Raw genomic sequence first — 19068 nt, 5'->3', positions numbered from 1 at the left:
TTCCCCATCGTTCGGAGCACCGAGTGACCATCAGCCTGCACCGCTCAGCAGCCGTCCTGTTCCAGGGCGACAGCATCACCGATGTAGGACGGCTCGTGGAACGGGACTGCCCTCTCGGCAACGGCTACGCCCGGATGGTGGCCGAACGCGTGCGGTCCGCCCGGCCGGACAGTGGCATCACCTTCGTCAACCGGGGCGTCAGCGGCGACGGCGTCTCAGATCTGCGTGCTCGATGGCGCGAGGACACCCTGGACCTCGAGCCGGACGTGGTGTCCGTCCTGATCGGCGTGAACGACACCTGGCGCCGCTACGACTCCGGCACCGTCACCTCGGTCCGCGCGTACGAGGACGACTACCGGACCATCCTCACGCAGGTCCGCGACGAGCTCGGTGCCCAGCTGATCCTCATCGAGCCGTTCCTCGTGCCGGTCCGGGACGAACAATGGGCCTGGCGCGAGGACCTCGACCCCCGGATCCAGGCGGTCCGCCGGCTGGCCGAGGAGTTCGGAGCCGCACTGCTGGCGGCGGACGGTTTGCTCAACCAGGCGGCGCGCGCCGCCGGTGGTGCCGAACACATCGCGGGTGACGGGGTCCACCCCACCCCGCTGGGGCACACGCTCCTGGCTGAGGCGTGGACGGCACTGGCGGGGCTCTAGCGTGCGGGGGACCGCAGTACGGGGATCCTGGCCCAGACGGTCTTGCCTGGCCTGCCGGGCCTGCTGGGCTGCGACCAGCCCCAGGAACTGCTCAGAGCATCGATGATGCGTAGACCCCGCCCGCGTTCCAGCGACTCGTCCGCCTGGCGCAGCACGGGCATCTCGGGGCTGGGGTCGTTCACCGCGCAGACCAGCGTCCCGTCCTGGCGGGCGAGGCCGAGCCGGGCAGCCGACCGCCCGGCGTGCAGCTCGCCGGGATTCAGCCCGTGGCAGACCGCGTTACTCATCAGCTCACCCGCGACGAGGGCGACATCGTCCGCCCCGGAGTGCAGTTCCCAGCGCTCCAGAGCCTCGCGGACGAAGGCCCGTGCCTGTCGCAGGCTCTCCGGATCCGCGCCCAAGCCGTGCGTGGTGAAGCCCGGGGCCTCGATGCCGAGATCCCGCGCCAGCTCGTCGTGAGGGTCCGGCCCCCCGCTGTCCCCGGCCGGACCGGGCACGACTGCTGCCCCTCCGTGACGTGGCGTGTTCTCCGCGTACATGAGCACTGATCACCCTCCGCTGAAAGCCGGTCAGGGGTGCCTTGGGGGCCGGATGGCCACTAGTATCCTCGCCGTCCGCGTACTTGGTGCAATTGCAGCCGGAATTGCACTCAGAGGTGTGAGCGGGAGACACCTGTTCACCCGGTGCGGGCCCTGGTTGCACACCAGGCAGGACCAGCGCAACGAAAAGGAATGGACCGCATGCAGCACATCGACAACGGCGTCCCCGCCAACTCCCTCACCGGCGTGGAGTGGAAGAAGAGCCACCACAGCAATCCCAGTGGGAACTGCGTGGAGATGGCCCGGCTGCCCGGCGGTGCGGTGGCCGTCCGCAACTCCCGCCACCCCGAAGGGCCCGCTCTCGTGTACACCCGCGACGAAGTGCACGCGTTCCTCGCGGGCGTCAGGGACGGCGACTTCGACGTCATGACCGGCTGAACGAGCGGCAGAGCAGGCCGAAAAGGCGCGGCATTTTCGAATTGGCCGGGCCTCTGTGGGGCTCCTGATGGCACACTGGCGTCACGACGTCAGTCCTCAGGAGTCCGCATGCCCGGCATCGAACCGCTACAGCCGTCACGGAGGCCGACCCTTGCCCCGGCCCTGGGCGCAAGTCCCACGGCGCTGCGTCTGGTTCTGGGCGCGCAGCTCCGCCGGATGAGGGGCGAGGCGGGCATCACTCCCGAAGTCGCGGCGGACCGGATCCGGTGCTCGACGGCGAAGATCAGCCGGATGGAGACGGGGCATTCCCCGTGCAAGGAACGCGACGCCGCCGATCTCCTGGCGTTGTACGGCGTGACCGATCCCGCCAGGACAGCGGAGTTCATCGATCTGGTGCGCAGAGCCGGGCAGCGCGGATGGTGGCGCAACTACGCCGACGTGCTGCCGGACTGGTTCGAGCCCCTGGTCGGCCTGGAAGAAGCCGCCGCGTCGATCCGTACGTATGAGGGGCATTACGTTCCGGGGCTGCTGCAGACGGCCGACTACGCCTACGCGGTGGTGCGTTCGGGACACGCACTCGAATCTGAGGAAGTAACCCGGCGCCGCGTCGAACTGAGGATCAGACGGCAGCAGTTGCTGCAGCGACGTGATGCGCCGAAGCTCTGGGTGCTGCTTGACGAGGCCGTGCTGATGCGCCCCACGGGTGGTGCCCGGGTGATGCGTGAACAGCTCGCCCATCTGATCGAGATGACGGACCAGCCTCATGTGATCGTGCAGGTGGCCCCTTTCGAAGTGACCGCCCATACGTCTCCGGGCAACGGCATCACGTATCTGCGGTTCGCGATGGAGGGGCTGCCCGATGTCGCGTACATCGAGCACCTGACCAACGCCACATCCGTGAACAAGCAGGAGAGCACGGACGAGTACCGGTGGATTCTGGACTCGCTCAGTGCGCAGTCGCCCAGCCCGGCCGAGAGCAGGGATCTGCTGAGGCTGGCGCTCGAGAGGTACAGCTGAGGCAGTCAGCTCCTCGAGGGCTCCGTGGGCTGACACCGGCATCGTTCTGCGATCTCTGACCACGGGGCGACAGAACCCCGGCCGCAAGCGCGTCGCGGGGGAGAAGCGGCCGCAGCAATCGGGCCGGCCACCTACGCTCTACGAGCGGAGGAGGCCGGCCTGCCTCGACGGTCGCCGAACCCAGCGGCCGCCGCGTGCCGCTCAGTCGGTCCGGCAGCACATACCCGGGGGCGGCTGTCGGCAGGAGCACCGACTACGCCGCGTCCTCCCGACCGACGCCGAACCGTGAGCTTCCGACGCACCCCCGCGCCCGCTGGTCCGCGTGTACCGCCCACGGACGCCGGTCCGGGCAACAGGGGATGCTCCGAAGCGGATCAGGGGCAACGCTGTTCGTCGCCCGAGCCACAAGAACGGTTCGGGGCCGGCTACCTGAGCGCTGGCCCCGCCACCCCGCCGTCCCGGGACGCATCACCACTTTCGGCCGACGCCGCCGTACTCGATCCACTCCCGGGTTGCCTGCTTGGGCGCCAGATCCGAATCCGGCCGCCACGTCGACACCTCCACCAGGCCCGGCTCCAACACGTCGAGGCCCTCCAGGAAGCTGCGAACGTCGTCCTGCTGGCGCACCCGCCCCCACTGGTTGCCGGTGCTCTTCGCCATGAAGTCCGTGACGAAATCGCGAGTGGTCGCGTCCTCGCTCACGAGCTGACACACCACCAGGAAGCTGCCGGGCGCGAGGCGCTCCGCCACGCGGCGCACCAGCCCCTTGGGGTCGTCCACGTCGGGGATGCAGTGCAGCACGGACACGAACAGGGCGGCCACCGGCTCGTCGAAGTCGATGAGCCGGCTCACCTCCGGGTGGCTGAAGATCCCCTCGGTGTCCCGCATGTCCGCCTGGATCACCGCGGTCCTGTCGTTCTCCTCGAGTATGGCCTTGCCGTGCGCCAGGACGATAGGATCGTTGTCGATGTAGACGACCCTCGCCTCGGGGTCGACGAGCTGGGCGACCTGATGGACGTTGTCCTGGGTGGGCAGACCGGATCCGTGGTCGACGAACTGGCGGATCCCGTACTCGGACGCCAGGTGGTGCACGACGCGTCGCAGGAACCTCCGGTTGTTCACCGCGAGCACCTTGGTGCTCGGCACGTGCTCCAAGAGCTGCTCACACGCCACTCGGTCGGCGGGGTAGTTGTCCTTGCCGCCCAGGTAGTAGTCGTACATCCGCGCGACGCTCGGCACGTTCACATCGATGTTCTTCGGAATGGAGGTGTCCCCGTTGGTCATCCAGCGCCTCGCGGTTCAAAGAGAGTGAAGTCGGTGTCCGAGGGGTCATGCTAGGTATCCGGCCGGGAGGCTGACAGTCCTCGGGGGAGTGAGACAAGGCCACAGGGCACCGAATCAGCCACACGGAACCGAGGGAAGAACACGTGCTCTGCCTGGTCTACCGGACCAGGAGGATCGACCCGGGCGCCCCTTCCGTCAACTCTGCCTGATAAAACGCCTAATGCTGGATGTCGGTGGTGGTGAGCACACTCTGCGTAGGTCGTTCGGAGCCCATTCCAACGCGGCTGAAAAACGATGGCTGCCACCTCCGTGTGCCCCTGCCACGATGAGCGGGAAGCAGGATCCCCGGACCGCGTCGGACGATCGCCGCTGGAACGAGGCGGTCTATCGTGGGAGGCATGTCCGCCCCCGAACTGATCCGCATCGTCTCCCGCGATTCACCCATGGCCCTCGCCCAGGTCGAGCGTGTCAGGGTTGAGCTCGCAGCCCGCCATCCCGCCACCGTCACCGAGGTCGTCCCCGTAAGGACCACGGGCGACAAGTGGATGGGAGATCTCTCGAAGGTCGACGGCAAGGGAGCCTTCACCAAAGAAGTGGACGCCGCTCTGCTGGCGGGGGAGGCGGACTTGGCCGTCCATTGCGTCAAGGACATTCCCGCCGACCGTCCGCTGCCGGCCGGCACGACGTTCGCCGCGTTCCTCAAACGAGACGACATCCGCGACGCTCTCGTCCACCCGGGCGGACTCACGCTCGACCAACTCCCCGACGGCTCACGCGTCGGCACCTCATCCGTTCGCCGGACCGCACAACTGGCTGCTTCACATCCACACTTGAACTGCATCCCCTTCCGAGGCAACGCGAACCGGCGGCTGGCGAAGCTTGCCGCAGGAGAGGCCGACGCTCTCCTCCTGGCGGCCGCGGGGCTCCACCGCATCGGCCGCCCCGACGTCATCAGCGACATCCTCGCCCCGGAGACCATGTGCCCGCCGATCGGCGCGGGCGTCCTCGCCCTGCAATGCCGCGAGGACGACACGGCGACGATCGATGCCGTGAGCATGCTCAATCACCCAGGGACCTACCGGGAGATCACGGCTGAGCGCATGTTCCTGCACGTTCTCCAAGGTCACTGCAACTCTCCGATCGCCGGGTACGCCACAGCCCACCGCAACGGGGACCTTTCCTTGCGCGCCTGTGTGTTCACCCCCGATGGTAAAACCGTCCTCAACGCACACGAATGGGCGGGCCCGCTCGACCCCGCAACCCTCGGCACCTCCGTGGCCGTGACCCTGCTGCGCCAGGGCGCGCGTGAGCTGATCGACAGTATCGCCCACTGATTCACCGGCCCGGCGGTCTTGACGCGCTCCAGGGGGCAGCGCAAGCAAGTTCCCGATCGAGGCATCCCTGCCGAGTGTCTCCTCCAAGCCGGGATGCGCCGAGGCCTCCAGCAGGGAGAGCAGGTGATCGCACATGTGTTCGCGAGTCGTGTTCTCCCCGGTCGCGGAGAGAGGCGGCGTCCGCACGGGATCCACCGTGATGAGCAGCGTCTCCATGCCGGTCGTGTTCCGGGAAGGCCGGGAGCGCCCCTTCGTGATCACGTACGGCCTTGACGCACCGCCCGAACCGGCCGCCGTCCCCACTCGCACGGAGTCCGGGGCTGCTGTGGTTGCAGGCTCCGTCGTACTCCATCACCGGAGCCTGCAACTGCCCGGCCACCGATTCCGGGCCGGCCGCGGGCCCGTCACCACCGCGGGTTGCGTGCCGTTGGTACTTCGCATGGACGGGAAACCACCGTTTGAACGGCACCCGATTGCGCGCGGAATGTGTCCGTCCGGCTGCCGAGGGGCGGAGGAGCGCTGATCATGGGATTCAGCGTCACCCCGGATGCGCCACGCCGCGTGCCGCGCCCGTCGTACGAGAGGAGACCCTCATGGCCCGGTTCGAGGCGACAGTCGACATCGACCGCCCCGTCGCAGATGTGTTCGCCTTCCTCGCGGACGGCGAGAACGACAGGAAGTTCAGCCCGCGGGTCCAGGACATCTCGAAGTCACCGGCCGGTCCGACGGCGGTCGGCACCGTGTTCCGCAGCACGGTGAAGGACGCCGGTATGACGACCCGGCGCGAGTTCCGGATCAGCGAACTGGTCGCGCCGACGCGCATCCGCTGGAACGAACAGTCGGCCAACCTCGTGACGGCCAGGGAAGGCGGTTACGACCTCGAGCCCCTTGCGGATGGTCGAACGCGAGTGCGGATCTTCAATGACCTGGAGGGCCACCGTGTGGGCAAGCTCCTCGTCGGACTCGCTGTCGCTGCCGCTCGGAAGGACGCACCGGCCTTCGGACAGCGCATCAAGGCCGCGGTGGAAGCCTCCTGAACTCGAACCGGTCCTAGGTGTATTGATCACTCGGAGGGTTCGCGGAGCCACAGGATTCAGAGCTGCCGCGACGATCCCAGCCCGGTAGCGATCGGCGAGCTCGCCGGTGATCACGCCACCGACGTCCACGCCCATCCACCTGTGGCAACAGGGGCTCAGTTCGCTCCCACGCCACATCCGTCAACGCACCGCGACCTGCCACAAATCAATGGTCAGAGTGCTCATTCTCGGACTCCCACGCGGGATCCGCCACGAAACGACTCAGTCTGTAGGTGGTCGGCAGCGCCAGGCGCCCGCACAGCGTGTCGATCCGGATCATCGACCCGTCGACTCCCGACTCCCGAAGGCCACGCAACTGCGTACGCATTTCCGCCTGGTCCCGAGTCTCAACGACCACTTCCCACTGCCCCGCGGTCGGCGCGTTGCGAGCAGCAAGCCGCTGCCGCGCGTCCTCCTGCTGCCGCCTTCTCTTCCCCTGTCCTGGCACCTGCCCAGAATCACTGGCAGGCGCCAAGACGGCAAGGCGATTGGACCGAGTCGTCCACGCTCGGTGATCATCTGTCAGACAGGCCCTGGGCGAGGCGTAGGAGGGCTCCTTCGCACCGGTTCGCATAGCGTCCTCACCATGGTGCATGTACTGAACAGCAGGGTATTGCTGAGGCCCGGCGACCCTGAGGCGTCCCGCGACTTCTACGGACGGACACTCGGGCTGTCCGTCTACCGGGAGTTCGGCACCGGCCCCGACCGCGGAACGGTGTACTTCCTCGGCGGCGGCTTCCTCGAGGTATCAGGGCGGTCGGACGCGTCGCCGGCCGAGACGCTGCAGCTCTGGATGCAGGTCGCCGACTGCGCGGCCGCGCACGATGAGGTGGCCGGACGCGGTGCACGTGTCCTCCGCCCGCCGCTCCGGGAGCCCTGGGGTCTGATCGAGATGTGGATCGCCGATCCGGACGGCCACCGGATCGTGCTGACCGAGGTCCCCGCCGACCACCCGCTCCGCTATCGACCCTGAGCGGGAGCCGTGCCGTCCTCGAGAGAACTCCGGACCGGCCGGCGCGAAGAGCACGGCTCGCTCCGGGAGCCCGAAGGCGGCGACTTCCTTGGCCCGGGGGAGTGCCTGTCACGTATCCGGCCGCCTTGTGCCTTGCCCCGGTACGTCGCACCGGCGTTCCGACGCGTGGGGACACGACGGGTCAGCAGACGGGACGATGCCCTGCCGCTCCGCTTACGGACAGAAGCTCGAGCACTCTGACGCGGACGAGAGAGACCGTCCTCGCCGACGGGGCCTCCGCGCCGTCAGGCGAATGCGACCGATGTTCATGGCTGCGCCCGCACGTCCGGCCGACGGTAGTGTCGCGGCCATGTGGGGAGAACTGGAAGCCGTGAACTGGGCGGCGCTGGAGCACAATCACGGGCCTGCGGACGATGTGCCCGGCTTGTTGCGCCGATGTGCGGGTCCTGATTCGGAGGACGCGGGTGACGCGGCGTTCGAGCTCCTCGACCACCTCATTCACCAGGGCGGCTGGATCTGCTCAGCGGTACCTGTCGCGCTGCCGTTTCTGCTGCGCCTGGCGGCCACGCCCAGCGTGCCGGTTCCGAGCCGGAGCGCGATGTTGGACCTGGTGGCGAGGATGGCGGCCGAGGCAAGGCAGGTCACCGAGAAGTTCGTGGATCCCGGCTGGGAGCCCGCCTGTGCGAGCGCGCTGCCGGAGGTACTGGCTCTGCTTGCCGACCCTGCCCCTGAGATCCGGCGGGGCTCTGCCCATCTGCTCGGTGTCTGCGACAGTCCCGGTGAACACGTGTTGCCTGCACTTTTTCGCTGTTGGCAGGCGGAGGCCGATCCGGTGGCCCGACTCGACGTGGTCCTCGGGCTGGGCCGAGCGGTCGAACGTGAGCCCGCCGGCGTACACGCCGCTGCTGTCCATGATCTGCTCCGCGAGTTGCTCGACGCTCCTGAGGAACAAGTACGGCTAGCGGCCGTCCACGCGCTCGCTTCGGTCGACCATGACCTTCCGGTACGCAGGCTCAGCGTCCTGCTCGAGGCGATCCGGAACCCGAGCGTCGAACTATGGCGCCACACCGGTTCGGTCGAGGCAGGCGTCCAGGGCGTTCAGCACTGGACAGGAGCGCTGTTCACCGGACCATCGCCTGCCTTCGCACTGGGTCTGCTGGACGAGCATCCCGATGTTGAGCAGCGGATCGGCGCCCTGAACCAGGCAGGCGCCCTGCTGACCCGATGGCGCTCACCGAGTGCCCCACTCCTTCCGAGCATCGCAGCGCGTCTGGACGACCCCGCCACGGAGGTCCGATTCCGGGCAGCTGAGCTGATGGCCTGTCTCGGCCCGAAGGCAGTGGCTCACGCCGACCAGGTCGCAGCGCTCCTCGACGACACTGCCGCCCGAACCACCCGGGCGGGGTCGACCGTGGCCGAGGCCGCGGTGTGGGCGCTGGCCCGGCTCAACGATGCGCGCTGTCTGCCGGGGCTGATCGAAGCAATGGCCGGCTCACGATCCGGATTCGCCTCGGCTTCCTCCTACTATCCCGCCACCATCGGCCTCCACCACGCCGTCCTCCCCAATCTGGAAGAGGTACTGATTTTCCTTCCCGATCATGCTGAGTCACTCCTGGGCCCGCTCGGTGAGCGACTCGATGCCGCCACGGACGAGCACGTGGTCAGCCGGCTGTGCAAGGTGCTCGCAGACTGGGGCCCCGCTGCGGAGGCAGCAGTCCCCCAACTGCTCGGCCTCCTGGAGGACGACCGCACCTGGGCAGCGGCAGCGGCAGCGCTGGCCGGGATCGGACGGGCGGGCAACGGGGCACGAGACCTGCTGTTGGCCCGAACCGGCCCTCGCGAAGAACGCGCAGAAATGGCCGCCTGGGCCTGGTGGAAGATCGGTGGCGAGCCCGGACCAGCCCTGGAGGTGATCGGACGAGCCGCAGGGGAGAAATACATCTCGCGCGCCTCCCTGCGCACACTCGCAGACCTTGGCCCGCACGCCGCCCGCTACGCGGACCAGCTCCGGAGGCTGACCGCCGACTCCGATCACTGGACCAGCGTCGAGGCGGCGCACGCACTCTGGGCCGTGACCGGCGATACCGAGACCACGGTCCCGGCCATGACGGCTGCCGTGCGGGCCCTGGCCGATGGCACCTGTCTGCCTGTCGCACTTCCCGCGCTGCGCTACCTGGCACTGACCGGCCGCGCTGCTCGGCCTGCCGCGCAGTTGCTGCGCGACGTACCGTCCCGCGATCAGCGGCTCCGCAGCAACGGCGGCTGGCGGGGATTCACCGAGGACGAGGCCGTCCGTGACGCTCTGGAAGAGCTGTACGCCGCGTGTGAGTCACCTGCGGTGACCACCTGCTGATGCTCGAAGTGCGGCTCCGCCGCAGCGCAGGGTCTGCCACCGCTGTCCGCGGCGACCCTGCGCTGCCGAAGCTTCCCAGGACTCCGATGACCGGAACGGGATGGCGGCGCCGGAGACAGCAGTTGCTGGCTCCCCGCTGGTCCAGTCGGTAGGCGATGCGCAGGCCGTCCCCGTTGCCGAGCAGCAACTCCACGGGGCAACGGCTGGACTTCCGTCTGCGTACAGCCGGCTACGCCTTCCCGCCGCCGGATCGGGAACGCCGTGTACCGCGCCGTCGCGGACAAACCGAATGAGGGCCAGGCGCCACGCCGACCAGTGCGCACCCGCCGACCTCCGGGCGTGCACGACGCGAACGACGACGCGACCTGACATCCGCCGGGCGGACGCCGACGTCGCGCGCGCCGCCGGACGCGACGCCAGGGCCGATCCCCGTGTGCTCAGGCGGTCATAGCTGGAATTCCGCAGGGGACAGCTGCAGCGCCGTACAGACTTCGCGGAGGATCATGTGCTCGGCCTGGGAGAAGTTGCCGTCGGCGCCGGCGATGACGATGCCGGTCTGGAGTACGGCACGCGCCTCAGTCGGCTTCTTGGCGGTCTTGACGATCTCCTGCATCGCGTCGGCCTTGCCCTGCTGGAAGTTGAGGGCCAACTGGTCCACGTGCTTGTTGAAGCGCTGACGCAACTGCTCGGGCGGAAAGTTCTGCAGCACCTCGTTGCCGAGGATCATCGACTCCACGTGCTGACGCTCGGCCTGATCGACGTAGCCGTCCGCAGCCGCGACGAGTGCGCACATCGCCATGCTCGCGTCCCGGTAGGCCCCGCTCTTGAGCTCTGTCTTCAGGGAGGCGAGCTGTGACTTCAGCGTACTGACCAACTGGGCGCGCGACCCACCGCCGGACGCCTGTCCACCACTGCGTCCGGCTGCCGGTCCGCGCGCTCCCTGCGACTGCTGCAGAGTCCTGGCCTGATCCTTGAGCCGGTCCCACACTGCCATGGAGGTCACCTCGGTCTTCGTCTGAGTTGTCGGTCACAAGCTGTGCATTCACCCAGCCAACGGCCGATCACGGGTAAAGGTTCCGCAAAGTGCCCGTCGTGTTCCGGTCGCGACCGAGCCTTCCGTATGCCGCCCCCACCGTGAAGAGGTGAGGTGCGGACCTGCACCGGCTCACCCGGGGCCGACTGTGTCGCACGGTCGGTACCGTGCCCGATGTCATCCGCGGGGCGGCCCGCGCAGTCGACACATTCGTGCCGTCCGCGACGAGTTCGCCATGCGGTGCAACCATCCGGGTCACTCGACGGTCACATCAAGTAGGAGCAAAACGCTCTCAGGGACACAAGGGGGAACTATGCGTATTATCCGTCATGTCGCAGCTGTCGGAGCGTTCACCGCACTGGCGGTCGGCAGCACCGTCGCGTTCGGTGCTACGGCCTCCGCCGCCCCGAACGTCACGCCCCAGGGAGTCTGCGGCAAGGCCTACAAGACGGTGAACTCGGTACCCGTCGGCTCGCTGGGCACCGTCTACCTGACGTACAACTCGTCCAACGGCATGAACTGTGTCGCGACCATCCGCACCAATCCGGGCACGGCGAAGTACATGTCCACGTACATCTACGTACCCGCGACCGACGGGTGGGCCGGGGACGACGGAAAGTTCACGTCGTATGCGGGACCCGCCTACGTCTACGGCAAGGGCTACTGCGTGAGCTGGGGCGGCAGCATCGACAACGTGTACGTGTCGGTGGAGAACTCCAACTGCGCCACCCTGAAGGAGCGGCGGACCACCGAGATCCGCTGACAGCCCTTCGTGCATCTCCGCAGCTGCTCCCGTGCGGGCATCAGGCCTCGCGGCCTCAGCTGTCGGCGTGTTGTCCGGAGGCGCCGTACCTGTTCCGGGTACGGCGCCTCTGCCGACGGCACAGGCCGTAGGCCGGGTGGGCGAGGAGATTCGGGACCCCCGACCTGCGTCGTTCCCGCCACCGACACCGGGGGAGGGAACGACGGGCTGCCCCGCCTTCACGAAAGCGCCCCCGGCCGGCCGAGGGACCCGGGCTCAGAGCCCCGTCACCTTGGCGCTCGCCGACAACTCGTAGACCAGAGTGACTGTTCGGTGGCCGTTGGGCGGGACAGAGACATCCCAACGGGCGATGCCTTCGGCATCGACCGAATCGGGCTCAGGGGAGCAGGCCTCCCTCCGCAGGCGCACCTCCACGGCCGAGACCTCGGAGACCGGCAGCCGCTCCCGAAGGACGACCACACGGTCGCCCCGCTCCCCGGGGGAGCAGAACCGCGACAGCTGCAGGTGGATCGTGCGGGTGATGACCGTTCGCTGACTGATTCCGGCGGTGTCCCGTGACTCCTCGGCAAGCCGGACCACCCGGTGGTCGTCACAGCTGCCGAAGGCGAGATCGACAGAGGCGCCGGGGGGCGTGAAATCGAGCGTGCCGCGGCCGCTGAACCCCCTGTCACGAATCAGATCCACGGGGCCGGCGAGCAGCGCGTGGCCGGCCAGGTTGTCGAACCTCACCACCCGGGTGACCAGCGGAGACAACTCAGGTGAGCAGGAGTATTCGCTACGGGCGGCCGTAGCGAAGGTGGACAGCGGCACCCGGTGCGCGTGGCCGTCACTTGCCACGGAGACCGGCGCCGGTGACCGCAACACCCGAGCCTCACCGCCGTCGTCCACCCCTGGCAGGCCGAGAACCGGGGCGGGGCCGAGGCCCGCGATCTCCTCCTCGCGCAGTTCCACGCCCACTGCGCGGCGCTCCGTTGCAGAACGGTCAGTGAGCGTGAGCCGGTCCTCGCCGAGGCGCGGCGGCTCGGCGGCGAGCGCCGAGCGGGCCGTCGACAGGGTGAGCCGCACGTCCGACCAGTCCTCGCCGGTGCGCTGCCAGACCATCGCGTCGGTCTCCAGCGTCAAGGAGTCACCGTCGAGCACGGCCCGGTAGGCAGGGCGCCACAACGCACACGGGGTGAGGTGGCTCACGTACAACTCGACCGGCCCGGCGACCGCTGATTCCACTGTCAGTTCGACATGGCCGACGAGTTCGGCGGGCTCCTCCTCGGACACGCGCAGCGCCTGTTCCACCTGCGTGAGTTCGATATCGAGAGCGGCGAGTCCGGCCTCCACGGTGTGCATGTCCTGGCCGTTCGAGGCGCGCTCGACGTCGACCCGGTCCAGCTCGCCGGTCCAGCGCGGTCTGTCGGTCTCTCCGGAGCCGGCGCCCTCACCGATATCCCGCAGGAGATCGGAGGCGAGTCGGCCCAGCAGGTCCTGGCGGGTACGCAACCGGTCGCGCTCCTGCTCCAGGGCCAGCTGATCCTGCGCGAGGGTGTGCGCCCGCCGGCGCAGTGCGGAGTCGCTGTCGGCCGGTTCGTTCCGCGGCGTCCATGTACGGGTGATCCGCGCGTCGAGTACGGCTGTCGGGTGCGCGGAGGCGAGTTCGGTGTGGAGGGTCCGGTCGACGGCCAGCGCACTGACCGGTCCGAGGCGCAGTCGCTGGACTCCCGCCTGCAGATCGAGCACAGCGGCACGCTCGACGTGGGCGCGATCCTCCAGACAGGTCACCGCCGTGACGGGGAGGGGAGTCGGCTTCGGGATCGTGGTCATGGGGCGCTTCAACTCCTGCGGTTGCCGCCGACGAGGGCCTTGCCGGCCGGCATTCGTATCTCGTAACCGCCGTCGAGCACGGCGGAACCGCCTGCGGGCAGGTCCACTCGCCACAGGCGGGTTCCCGGGGCATGGAGATCCGGCCCGGCGCCCTCTTCAGGAACCGACCAATCCGCCCGTTCCTCGATCCGGACATCAGGTTCCGAAGTGACGGGCACCCGCTCGCGAACCTCGATGCTGACGGGCCCGGCCAGGCGGTTGGCCAACTCCACGTGGACGCGGTGATCGAGCACGGTGGTGTTGTTCCGCAGGCCGGAAGTGGACTCACGCAGGTTCGTACGCCGTGTGACCTGGATGCCTTCCGCCGGACCGAGGCCCACCCGGCGCACCTCGCCGGGAGCGAGCGTGGGCAGTGCCGCGGTCAGCAGGTAGTCACCGTCGACGGATACCTCAACCGGGCCGGCGAGGAGCGCCTGATCGGTGGCGTTGCGAAGAACGGAAGTCGCGTAGACGGTCTGTTCCAAGGCCGGTGCACAGAGGTACTCGGTGTGCACGCCGACCGCGATCTCGCCGATGGTCACGGTGTGCCACGTGCCGTCCGAGGGGATGTCGGCGCGCGCGGCGGTATCGAAGCGGTGATCGAAAGAACCCGCCGACTCCCGGACCCGCACAGCGTGTCCGGGCAGCGGCAGTGAGGCCACCGATTCTGCGCGGCGACGGTACTCCGTCGCCACGGGGTCGAAGGGAGAGCCGGGAAACAGCCTGCCTCTGCGGCCTCCCTGCTCGTCGGGGCCGCACAGGACAAGGTTGGCGTAGTCGAGTTCGTCACCACTCGGCTGCGGCGGACCGGCCGTCGGAGCCGGTGACATCGGCGGTGCGGTTTTGCCGAGGGCCGCAGGAGCCGAGGGAACAGGGACTGCGGACGGCCTGCCACCAGGGCCCCGCCCGTCACCCGTACGGGCTCGGGCCGACCGGGAGGGTGCGGGCATGTGGCCGACGAGGGGCTCGAGGGCTGCGCCTGGTGCCGGGAGCGTCGGAGGAGCTCCGTAGGCCTGCGGCGCCGGGGGCGGAGGCGCGGATGCGGAAGGCACCGGAACAGCGGTCGCGTCGGGCTGACGGCCTGCCGCGTCGTAGCCGGCGAACAGACCGGCAAGACCTGCCGGCGGCTCGCGCCAGCCAGTAGGGGCGGAGGGCGGCTGACTCCGGCCGATCCGGAGCGAGCGCAGCCTCGGCAGACCGGTCCCACGCCGCAGGTCGGCAGTGGCCAGACCTACGGACACGCCGGTCCAGTCCTCTCCGGTGCGCTGTGCCACCGACGCGCGAAGCACCAGGCGGCCAGTGCCGCCCCCTTGCCGGCAGGTGAGTCGGTAGGCCGGTACCCACACAGCACCCGGCACCGTGTACTCGAGCTCGAGCTCAACCTCGGCCTGAGGATCATCGGTGGTGGAGACATCGACGATCACGTGAGCCGCGACCGTGGTCGCCAGGTGCGCCGACGGCGCATCGGTGGACGTGTGAGCGAGCCTGTCCACGGCGATGCCGAGCTCGCGCTCGGCCCGGCGCAGCGCATCCTCCAGTTCGACGAGGCGGGTGTGCAGCCCCGTCAGCCGCTCGTCCACGAAGTCGGCAAGCTCCAGCCAAGCGTCTACGGGGGTGCGACGATGCGGGTCCTCACGCCTCCGGGCCGGCGGGACGGGGCGCAGAGCCCCAACCTCCTCGATCAGGCGCAACTGGTGGTCCCGGCGCCCCTGCGCAGCCGCGCACTCGTTGCGCAGCCGCTCCACCTCGTCCTGCAAACCTTCGGGCGCGGGCGAGCCGAGCGGCTCTGCCTCGACCACCACCCGGGCCTCACTGACGGACACACCCCGGACACCCGTGACGCGTGCCCGCAGCGAGCCCGGTTCCAGGGAGCGGGGCAGCCCCGTCACCCGAACCCCGCCGCCCGGCGGCACGCTGCCCTTGGCCAGACGCCTGCACAGGGCGCCCTGTTCGTACACCACCACAGAATCGAGGAATGACCCCCACCTGTGCGCCGCTTCGACCGTCATGTCTTCCGCCCCCCCTGCTGTACCGAGCCGAGTTTACGCCGGAGACGCCCAGCGCATCCTCCCCATGCCCCGCTCTCCCCGCACACCCCGTGCCTGCGTCCTTCTCCGGCTTGCCGACGTGACGCCTCGCGTTCCGTACGCCTCCACGCGCTCGAGCCCGGCCACGTTTCGTCGTAGTGACCGAACCGTTCGTCGCAGTGATCGAGCAGGATCCGCATCTGTGTGCGTCGTGCTCCGGCTCGACGCACACGGAGCCGACGGCCGGTCAGCCGGAACCGCTCCCAGCCTCTTCAGACCCGGCAGGCAACCCGCTGCCGAGCTCCCAAGCCTCGATGTCGCGGTAGTGAATCGGTCCGCTGCTACGGCCGACGTTGCTGCCGACCAGATGCAGGCGTTCGGCAGGCCACAGCGCTCCGGTGAAGCCGGCGAACCCTTCGGCGATCTCCGCCGCCGAGGACCGATCTCCTCGTCGCGCACGTGCCAAGGTCAGATGGGGGCGCAGGGGCCGCTCTTCGAAGGTGATGCCGCAGCTCTTGACCGCGGTACGCACACCGGCGGCGAGCATGTGCAGTTCGTCGAGGTCACCCTCGATTCCGCTCCATAGCACCCGGCCGTCGAAGATCCCGCTGCCTCGCAAGGCCAGGCGGGGAGGGGGGTGGGCAGCGGCGAGGGCGGCGAGCGGCCGGCGCAGCACCGGGACCGTCTCAGCCGGCAGCTCCCCGAGGAAGGCCAGGGTGATGTGCCAGTCCTCGATGCGGTTCCACCGTATGTGGGGGTGTGTGCCATACGCGAGGTGCAGTTCCCGGGCCAGTGCCTCCTTCGCGTGGTCGGGCGGGGCGAGGGCGATGAACACGCGAACGGTCGCGGGCGGAGTCTGTTCGTTCACACCTGACTTCGTATCATCCGCGGGTGCGAGCGACTGACCAGGTACCGCTCCCGCTGTGCAGCGTCGGGGCGGTAGCCCGTCGCACTGCCGACCCCGTCCATCCGCCGCCAGGACGAAACACTGCGTTCTGCTCGTTGAATGGCTCCGGGTGACGGTGACTTGACCGGGCGGGCGTCGTTGAGCCGGTGATCGATATCGGACGGTGAGTTTGGGGTGTTGATGGAGACGGGTCGGCAGAAATGCTCCCAGGCGGGCGTGACGCTCCTGTGCGGTACCGCGACGATCGTTCTGGCCGTAACCGGCTGCGGTGCCGGCGGCGGCGAGAGCGACGCCAAGCCCTCCCCGGGCACACCGGCGGTTGTTGCCCCCAGCACACCCGTGTACTCCACCGCGTCGGCCCCTCTGCCGGCCGGCGCGACCGACACGACGACCACGGCCGAAGTGCTCAGGGTGTACGACCTGATGTGGGCGGAGCGGGAGAAGGCGTACCGGGTGGCGTCGGCGGACGGGACGGACCTGAAGCGATACATGTCGCCCGACGCACTGAGCGCGCTGGAGACAGACCTGCTCCGTATGAGCCAGGAGCAGACAGTGATGCGCGGTGCTCTCCGTCACGAACCTGTGGTCTCCACGCTCGCTGCCGACCGGTGGCCCCCCACAGCAACGGTGAAGGACTGCGTGGACCGGGCGAGGTGGCAGACCCTCGATACGACGACCGGCTGGCGGATCCCGTCACCGGCCGATCAGCCGTCGCGGTATGTGGCCACGGCGAGGATGGAGCAGGGGGACGCGAAGCGGTGGACGGTCACCGAGTACACCATGGACAGAACCCGCTCGTGCTAGGCGCTGTCATCACATGTCACGTCCACATCAGGAGTGCAGCAATCATGAGCGGATCCTCGTGCGCCGCACGGCCGGCATCCGTCGGCGTTGTCATAGCCGCCTGGCACCATGGTCGGTGTGAGTGAGACAAGTGAACCTGAAGACCATGTAGTTGCCGCTGCTCTGACCACGCCGGAGGAGTGGCGTGAATTTCTGGAGCGATACGGCGAGCGGTACTTGAAGGACAGTGCCAGTAGCGAAGAGCTGGTTGATCTGCTGGATGATGACCAGCTCGAGGTTCTGGATCGAGGGGGGCGGGTCGAGCTGTGGTTGGGTGAGGCACCGGCTAGGGAAGAAGCCCTGGCGGCATCCGAGGAGCGGCTCGGGCTGCGGTTCCCACCGAGCCTCAGGGGGTTCTATCTGGCGAGCGACGGGTGGACACGCCTGGATGCCTGGGTGAGCGGTGTCTATCCGTGCGGCAGCGTCCTGTGGATGCGGGACGGCGATGCAGGCAGACGCGTGACCGAGATCTACGACTCAATACCCGGCAACGAGGACGATGTGCGGCTGTTCCGCCGGTCCTTGGAGATCGCCGGGGGAGAAGACTTCTGGTTGCTCGATCCGACCGACGTCGGGCCTGATGGCGAGTGGGCCGCCTACGAGTTCGCGCCGAAGTACGGCAACCCGACGAAGTACCCGAGCTTCTCCGCGTTGTTCCACTCCGGGTACGAGAACATGGCCTGACGACTTCGTCCACGACAGGTATCGCCGCAGGCCAACCGCTTGTATCGTCGCGGCGCCCGAGTTGTTGGCGTGCACGGATGCAGTGACGGCTCCTATCGTCCACGAAGTCCCAGGGTTCGGTCGTCAGATGTCACGCCCACATCAGGAGTGAGACGAGGGTGACAGCGACGTCGTAGGACTCGATGGACTTGTCGTAGCGGGTGGCGGTGCCGCGCCATTGCTTGGGCGGTTGAAGCACCGTTCCACGACGTTGCGGTGCTTGTGGATCTCGCGGTCGGAGCCCGCGGGCGGCCGCCGCGACGGCCGCCCGCGGCTGCCGCGCCGGGCCCGGTTGCGGGCCGGGTCGGCCCGCACCGGATTCGCGTGCGGGATGCCGCGGCGGCAGAGCCAGGTGCGGATCGCTCTTGAGCGGTAGCCCTTGTCACACGGGACGTGGTCGGGACAGATACGGGGCCTGCCAGGTCCGGTCCGGGGCACTCAGATCGCTTCCGACACACGGTGAACTGGGTGCAGTCGTTGGTGTCGCCGCCCGTGACGACGAAGGCGAGAGGACGGCAGCGGCCGTCGCAGGGCAGGTGGATCTTGGCGGTCGGAGCGCCTCGGAACCGGCCGAGGACCGGGTCGCGGAGCCCCCGTTTCGGGCCCCGGCCGCGTGCTGGTGAGCTCGGACGATCGTGGGGGCGACCGAGACGAGCCACTCGATGTCTCCCGCCACGTCCGCTCTCGCCTGCGCGGCCTGCAGCATCCACGCGAACGTTCCGTCCATCGCCCACTTGCGGAAAACGTGTATGCATTGTGGCCCACGGACCATAATGCTCGGGCAGGCCCCGCCAAGCTGCCCGGGCTGGAACTTCCACACAATCCCATTCAGGATTTTGCGGTCGTCCAGCCGCTTTCACCCCCGCAACGAGACCCGGGCAGCAACGGCCGGATGAATCCTCCTCGGCATCCGACAGTTCGAGGCAACATATTGCGACACCATGATCCACCTGCGGCACCCCGCCCCTGACGTGCCGTGGTATGTAACCACGTGGCGGAGGCGGCGGAGGTCAGTACAGCGTGCCTTGCACCCGCGGCTGTTGGAGGTGCGGGTCCGCCTGACGTTCATGAAGGCGGGGTCGAGGGGCTATTAGCCTCGCGCTTTCATGAAGCGGGTCGTCCGACGGGTGGTCAGGTAAGCGAAAAGTGCCTCTGACCAGCAAGAATGAGGATTGTCGAGGTCCTTGTTCCTGCTCCAGCCGGAGGCACTTCTCAGGTGAAGAAGAGTATCGGGTCGTACCCGCGTGTCCG

General features: G+C 68.6%; 16 protein-coding genes and 2 pseudogenes. 10 read left to right on the top strand and 8 right to left on the bottom strand.

Annotated features, from left to right (window positions below; translation table 11 throughout):
- The first annotated feature begins 23 nt into the window (after positions 1 to 23).
- Positions 24 to 656 carry an SGNH/GDSL hydrolase family protein gene (locus tag ABZ441_RS32255; RefSeq protein ID WP_358980740.1) on the top strand — a complete coding sequence of 211 codons (633 nt, stop codon included), beginning with the start codon at positions 24 to 26 and terminating at the stop codon, positions 654 to 656.
- On the opposite strand, the gene ABZ441_RS32250 is transcribed toward ABZ441_RS32255, so the two are convergent.
- On the bottom strand, positions 653 to 1153 hold the full coding sequence (locus tag ABZ441_RS32250) for an ATP-binding protein (protein WP_358980738.1): 501 nt from the start codon (positions 1151 to 1153) through the stop codon (positions 653 to 655). The genes ABZ441_RS32255 and ABZ441_RS32250 overlap by 4 nt on opposite strands.
- Before the next feature lie 243 nt (positions 1154 to 1396).
- On the opposite strand from ABZ441_RS32250, the gene ABZ441_RS32245 reads away from it, so the two are divergent.
- Positions 1397 to 1633 (top strand): DUF397 domain-containing protein, encoded by a 237-nt coding sequence (locus ABZ441_RS32245; protein WP_358980736.1) that lies wholly within the window; start codon positions 1397 to 1399, stop codon positions 1631 to 1633.
- Between the two features lie 108 nt (positions 1634 to 1741).
- Complete coding sequence (locus ABZ441_RS32240; RefSeq protein ID WP_358980734.1) at positions 1742 to 2650, top strand: helix-turn-helix transcriptional regulator; 909 nt, start codon at positions 1742 to 1744, stop codon at positions 2648 to 2650.
- Between the two features lie 468 nt (positions 2651 to 3118).
- Here ABZ441_RS32240 and ABZ441_RS32235 read toward each other — a convergent pair whose 3' ends face one another.
- Positions 3119 to 3934, bottom strand: a complete 816-nt coding sequence (locus ABZ441_RS32235; RefSeq protein ID WP_358980732.1) for an SAM-dependent methyltransferase — start codon at positions 3932 to 3934, stop codon at positions 3119 to 3121.
- A 398-nt stretch (positions 3935 to 4332) separates the two neighbouring features.
- Between ABZ441_RS32235 and hemC the strand changes: the two genes are divergently transcribed.
- Together hemC and ABZ441_RS32225 are read left to right on the top strand one after the other, a co-directional pair.
- Positions 4333 to 5268, top strand: a complete 936-nt coding sequence (gene hemC / locus ABZ441_RS32230) for a hydroxymethylbilane synthase (protein WP_358980730.1) — start codon at positions 4333 to 4335, stop codon at positions 5266 to 5268.
- 593 nt (positions 5269 to 5861) lie between these two features.
- On the top strand, positions 5862 to 6305 hold the full coding sequence (locus tag ABZ441_RS32225; RefSeq protein ID WP_358980728.1) for an SRPBCC family protein: 444 nt from the start codon (positions 5862 to 5864) through the stop codon (positions 6303 to 6305).
- Positions 6306 to 6408: 103 nt separating this feature from the next.
- Here ABZ441_RS32225 and ABZ441_RS32220 read toward each other — a convergent pair.
- A pseudogene (locus ABZ441_RS32220) lies at positions 6409 to 6507 on the bottom strand (IS5/IS1182 family transposase); the annotation flags it as partial.
- A gap of 423 nt (positions 6508 to 6930) precedes the next feature.
- Here ABZ441_RS32220 and ABZ441_RS32215 point away from each other — a divergent pair.
- Complete coding sequence (locus ABZ441_RS32215; RefSeq protein ID WP_358980726.1) at positions 6931 to 7317, top strand: VOC family protein; 387 nt, start codon at positions 6931 to 6933, stop codon at positions 7315 to 7317.
- Positions 7318 to 7666: 349 nt separating this feature from the next.
- On the top strand, positions 7667 to 9670 hold the full coding sequence (locus tag ABZ441_RS32210; RefSeq protein ID WP_358980724.1) for a hypothetical protein: 2004 nt from the start codon (positions 7667 to 7669) through the stop codon (positions 9668 to 9670).
- A 445-nt stretch (positions 9671 to 10115) separates the two neighbouring features.
- Here ABZ441_RS32210 and ABZ441_RS32205 read toward each other — a convergent pair whose 3' ends face one another.
- Complete coding sequence (locus tag ABZ441_RS32205) at positions 10116 to 10664, bottom strand: tellurite resistance TerB family protein (protein ID WP_358980722.1); 549 nt, start codon at positions 10662 to 10664, stop codon at positions 10116 to 10118.
- A gap of 352 nt (positions 10665 to 11016) precedes the next feature.
- On the opposite strand from ABZ441_RS32205, the gene ABZ441_RS32200 reads away from it, so the two are divergent.
- Positions 11017 to 11466 carry a spore-associated protein gene (locus tag ABZ441_RS32200; protein ID WP_358980719.1) on the top strand — a complete coding sequence of 150 codons (450 nt, stop codon included), beginning with the start codon at positions 11017 to 11019 and terminating at the stop codon, positions 11464 to 11466.
- Between the two features lie 255 nt (positions 11467 to 11721).
- On the opposite strand, the gene ABZ441_RS32195 is transcribed toward ABZ441_RS32200, so the two are convergent.
- The 3 genes from ABZ441_RS32195 to thpR form a co-directional block, all read right to left on the bottom strand.
- Positions 11722 to 13278 carry a DUF4139 domain-containing protein gene (locus ABZ441_RS32195; RefSeq protein WP_358980717.1) on the bottom strand — a complete coding sequence of 519 codons (1557 nt, stop codon included), beginning with the start codon at positions 13276 to 13278 and terminating at the stop codon, positions 11722 to 11724.
- 8 nt (positions 13279 to 13286) lie between these two features.
- Entirely contained in the window at positions 13287 to 15326 is a 2040-nt protein-coding gene (locus ABZ441_RS32190) for a DUF4139 domain-containing protein (protein ID WP_358980715.1), read from the bottom strand.
- A gap of 265 nt (positions 15327 to 15591) precedes the next feature.
- Positions 15592 to 16212: an RNA 2',3'-cyclic phosphodiesterase gene (gene thpR, locus ABZ441_RS32185; RefSeq protein ID WP_358980713.1), complete on the bottom strand. Its 621-nt coding sequence runs from the start codon at positions 16210 to 16212 to the stop codon at positions 15592 to 15594.
- A gap of 219 nt (positions 16213 to 16431) precedes the next feature.
- Here thpR and ABZ441_RS32180 point away from each other — a divergent pair, with 219 nt between their 5' ends.
- Together ABZ441_RS32180 and ABZ441_RS32175 are read left to right on the top strand one after the other, a co-directional pair.
- Complete coding sequence (locus ABZ441_RS32180; protein WP_358980709.1) at positions 16432 to 17055, top strand: secreted protein/lipoprotein; 624 nt, start codon at positions 16432 to 16434, stop codon at positions 17053 to 17055.
- Between the two features lie 108 nt (positions 17056 to 17163).
- Positions 17164 to 17778, top strand: coding sequence for an SMI1/KNR4 family protein (locus ABZ441_RS32175; RefSeq protein ID WP_358980706.1), 615 nt, complete (start codon positions 17164 to 17166; stop codon positions 17776 to 17778).
- Positions 17779 to 17908: 130 nt separating this feature from the next.
- Here the strand turns inward: ABZ441_RS32175 and ABZ441_RS32170 are convergent.
- Positions 17909 to 18727 (bottom strand): annotated as a pseudogene (locus ABZ441_RS32170) (IS5 family transposase).
- Positions 18728 to 19068 lie beyond the last annotated feature (341 nt).

This window comes from Streptomyces sp. NPDC005752, from assembly GCF_040630715.1.
Taxonomy (GTDB): domain Bacteria; phylum Actinomycetota; class Actinomycetes; order Streptomycetales; family Streptomycetaceae; genus Streptomyces.
This window is presented reverse-complemented; position numbering and strand designations above follow the sequence as displayed.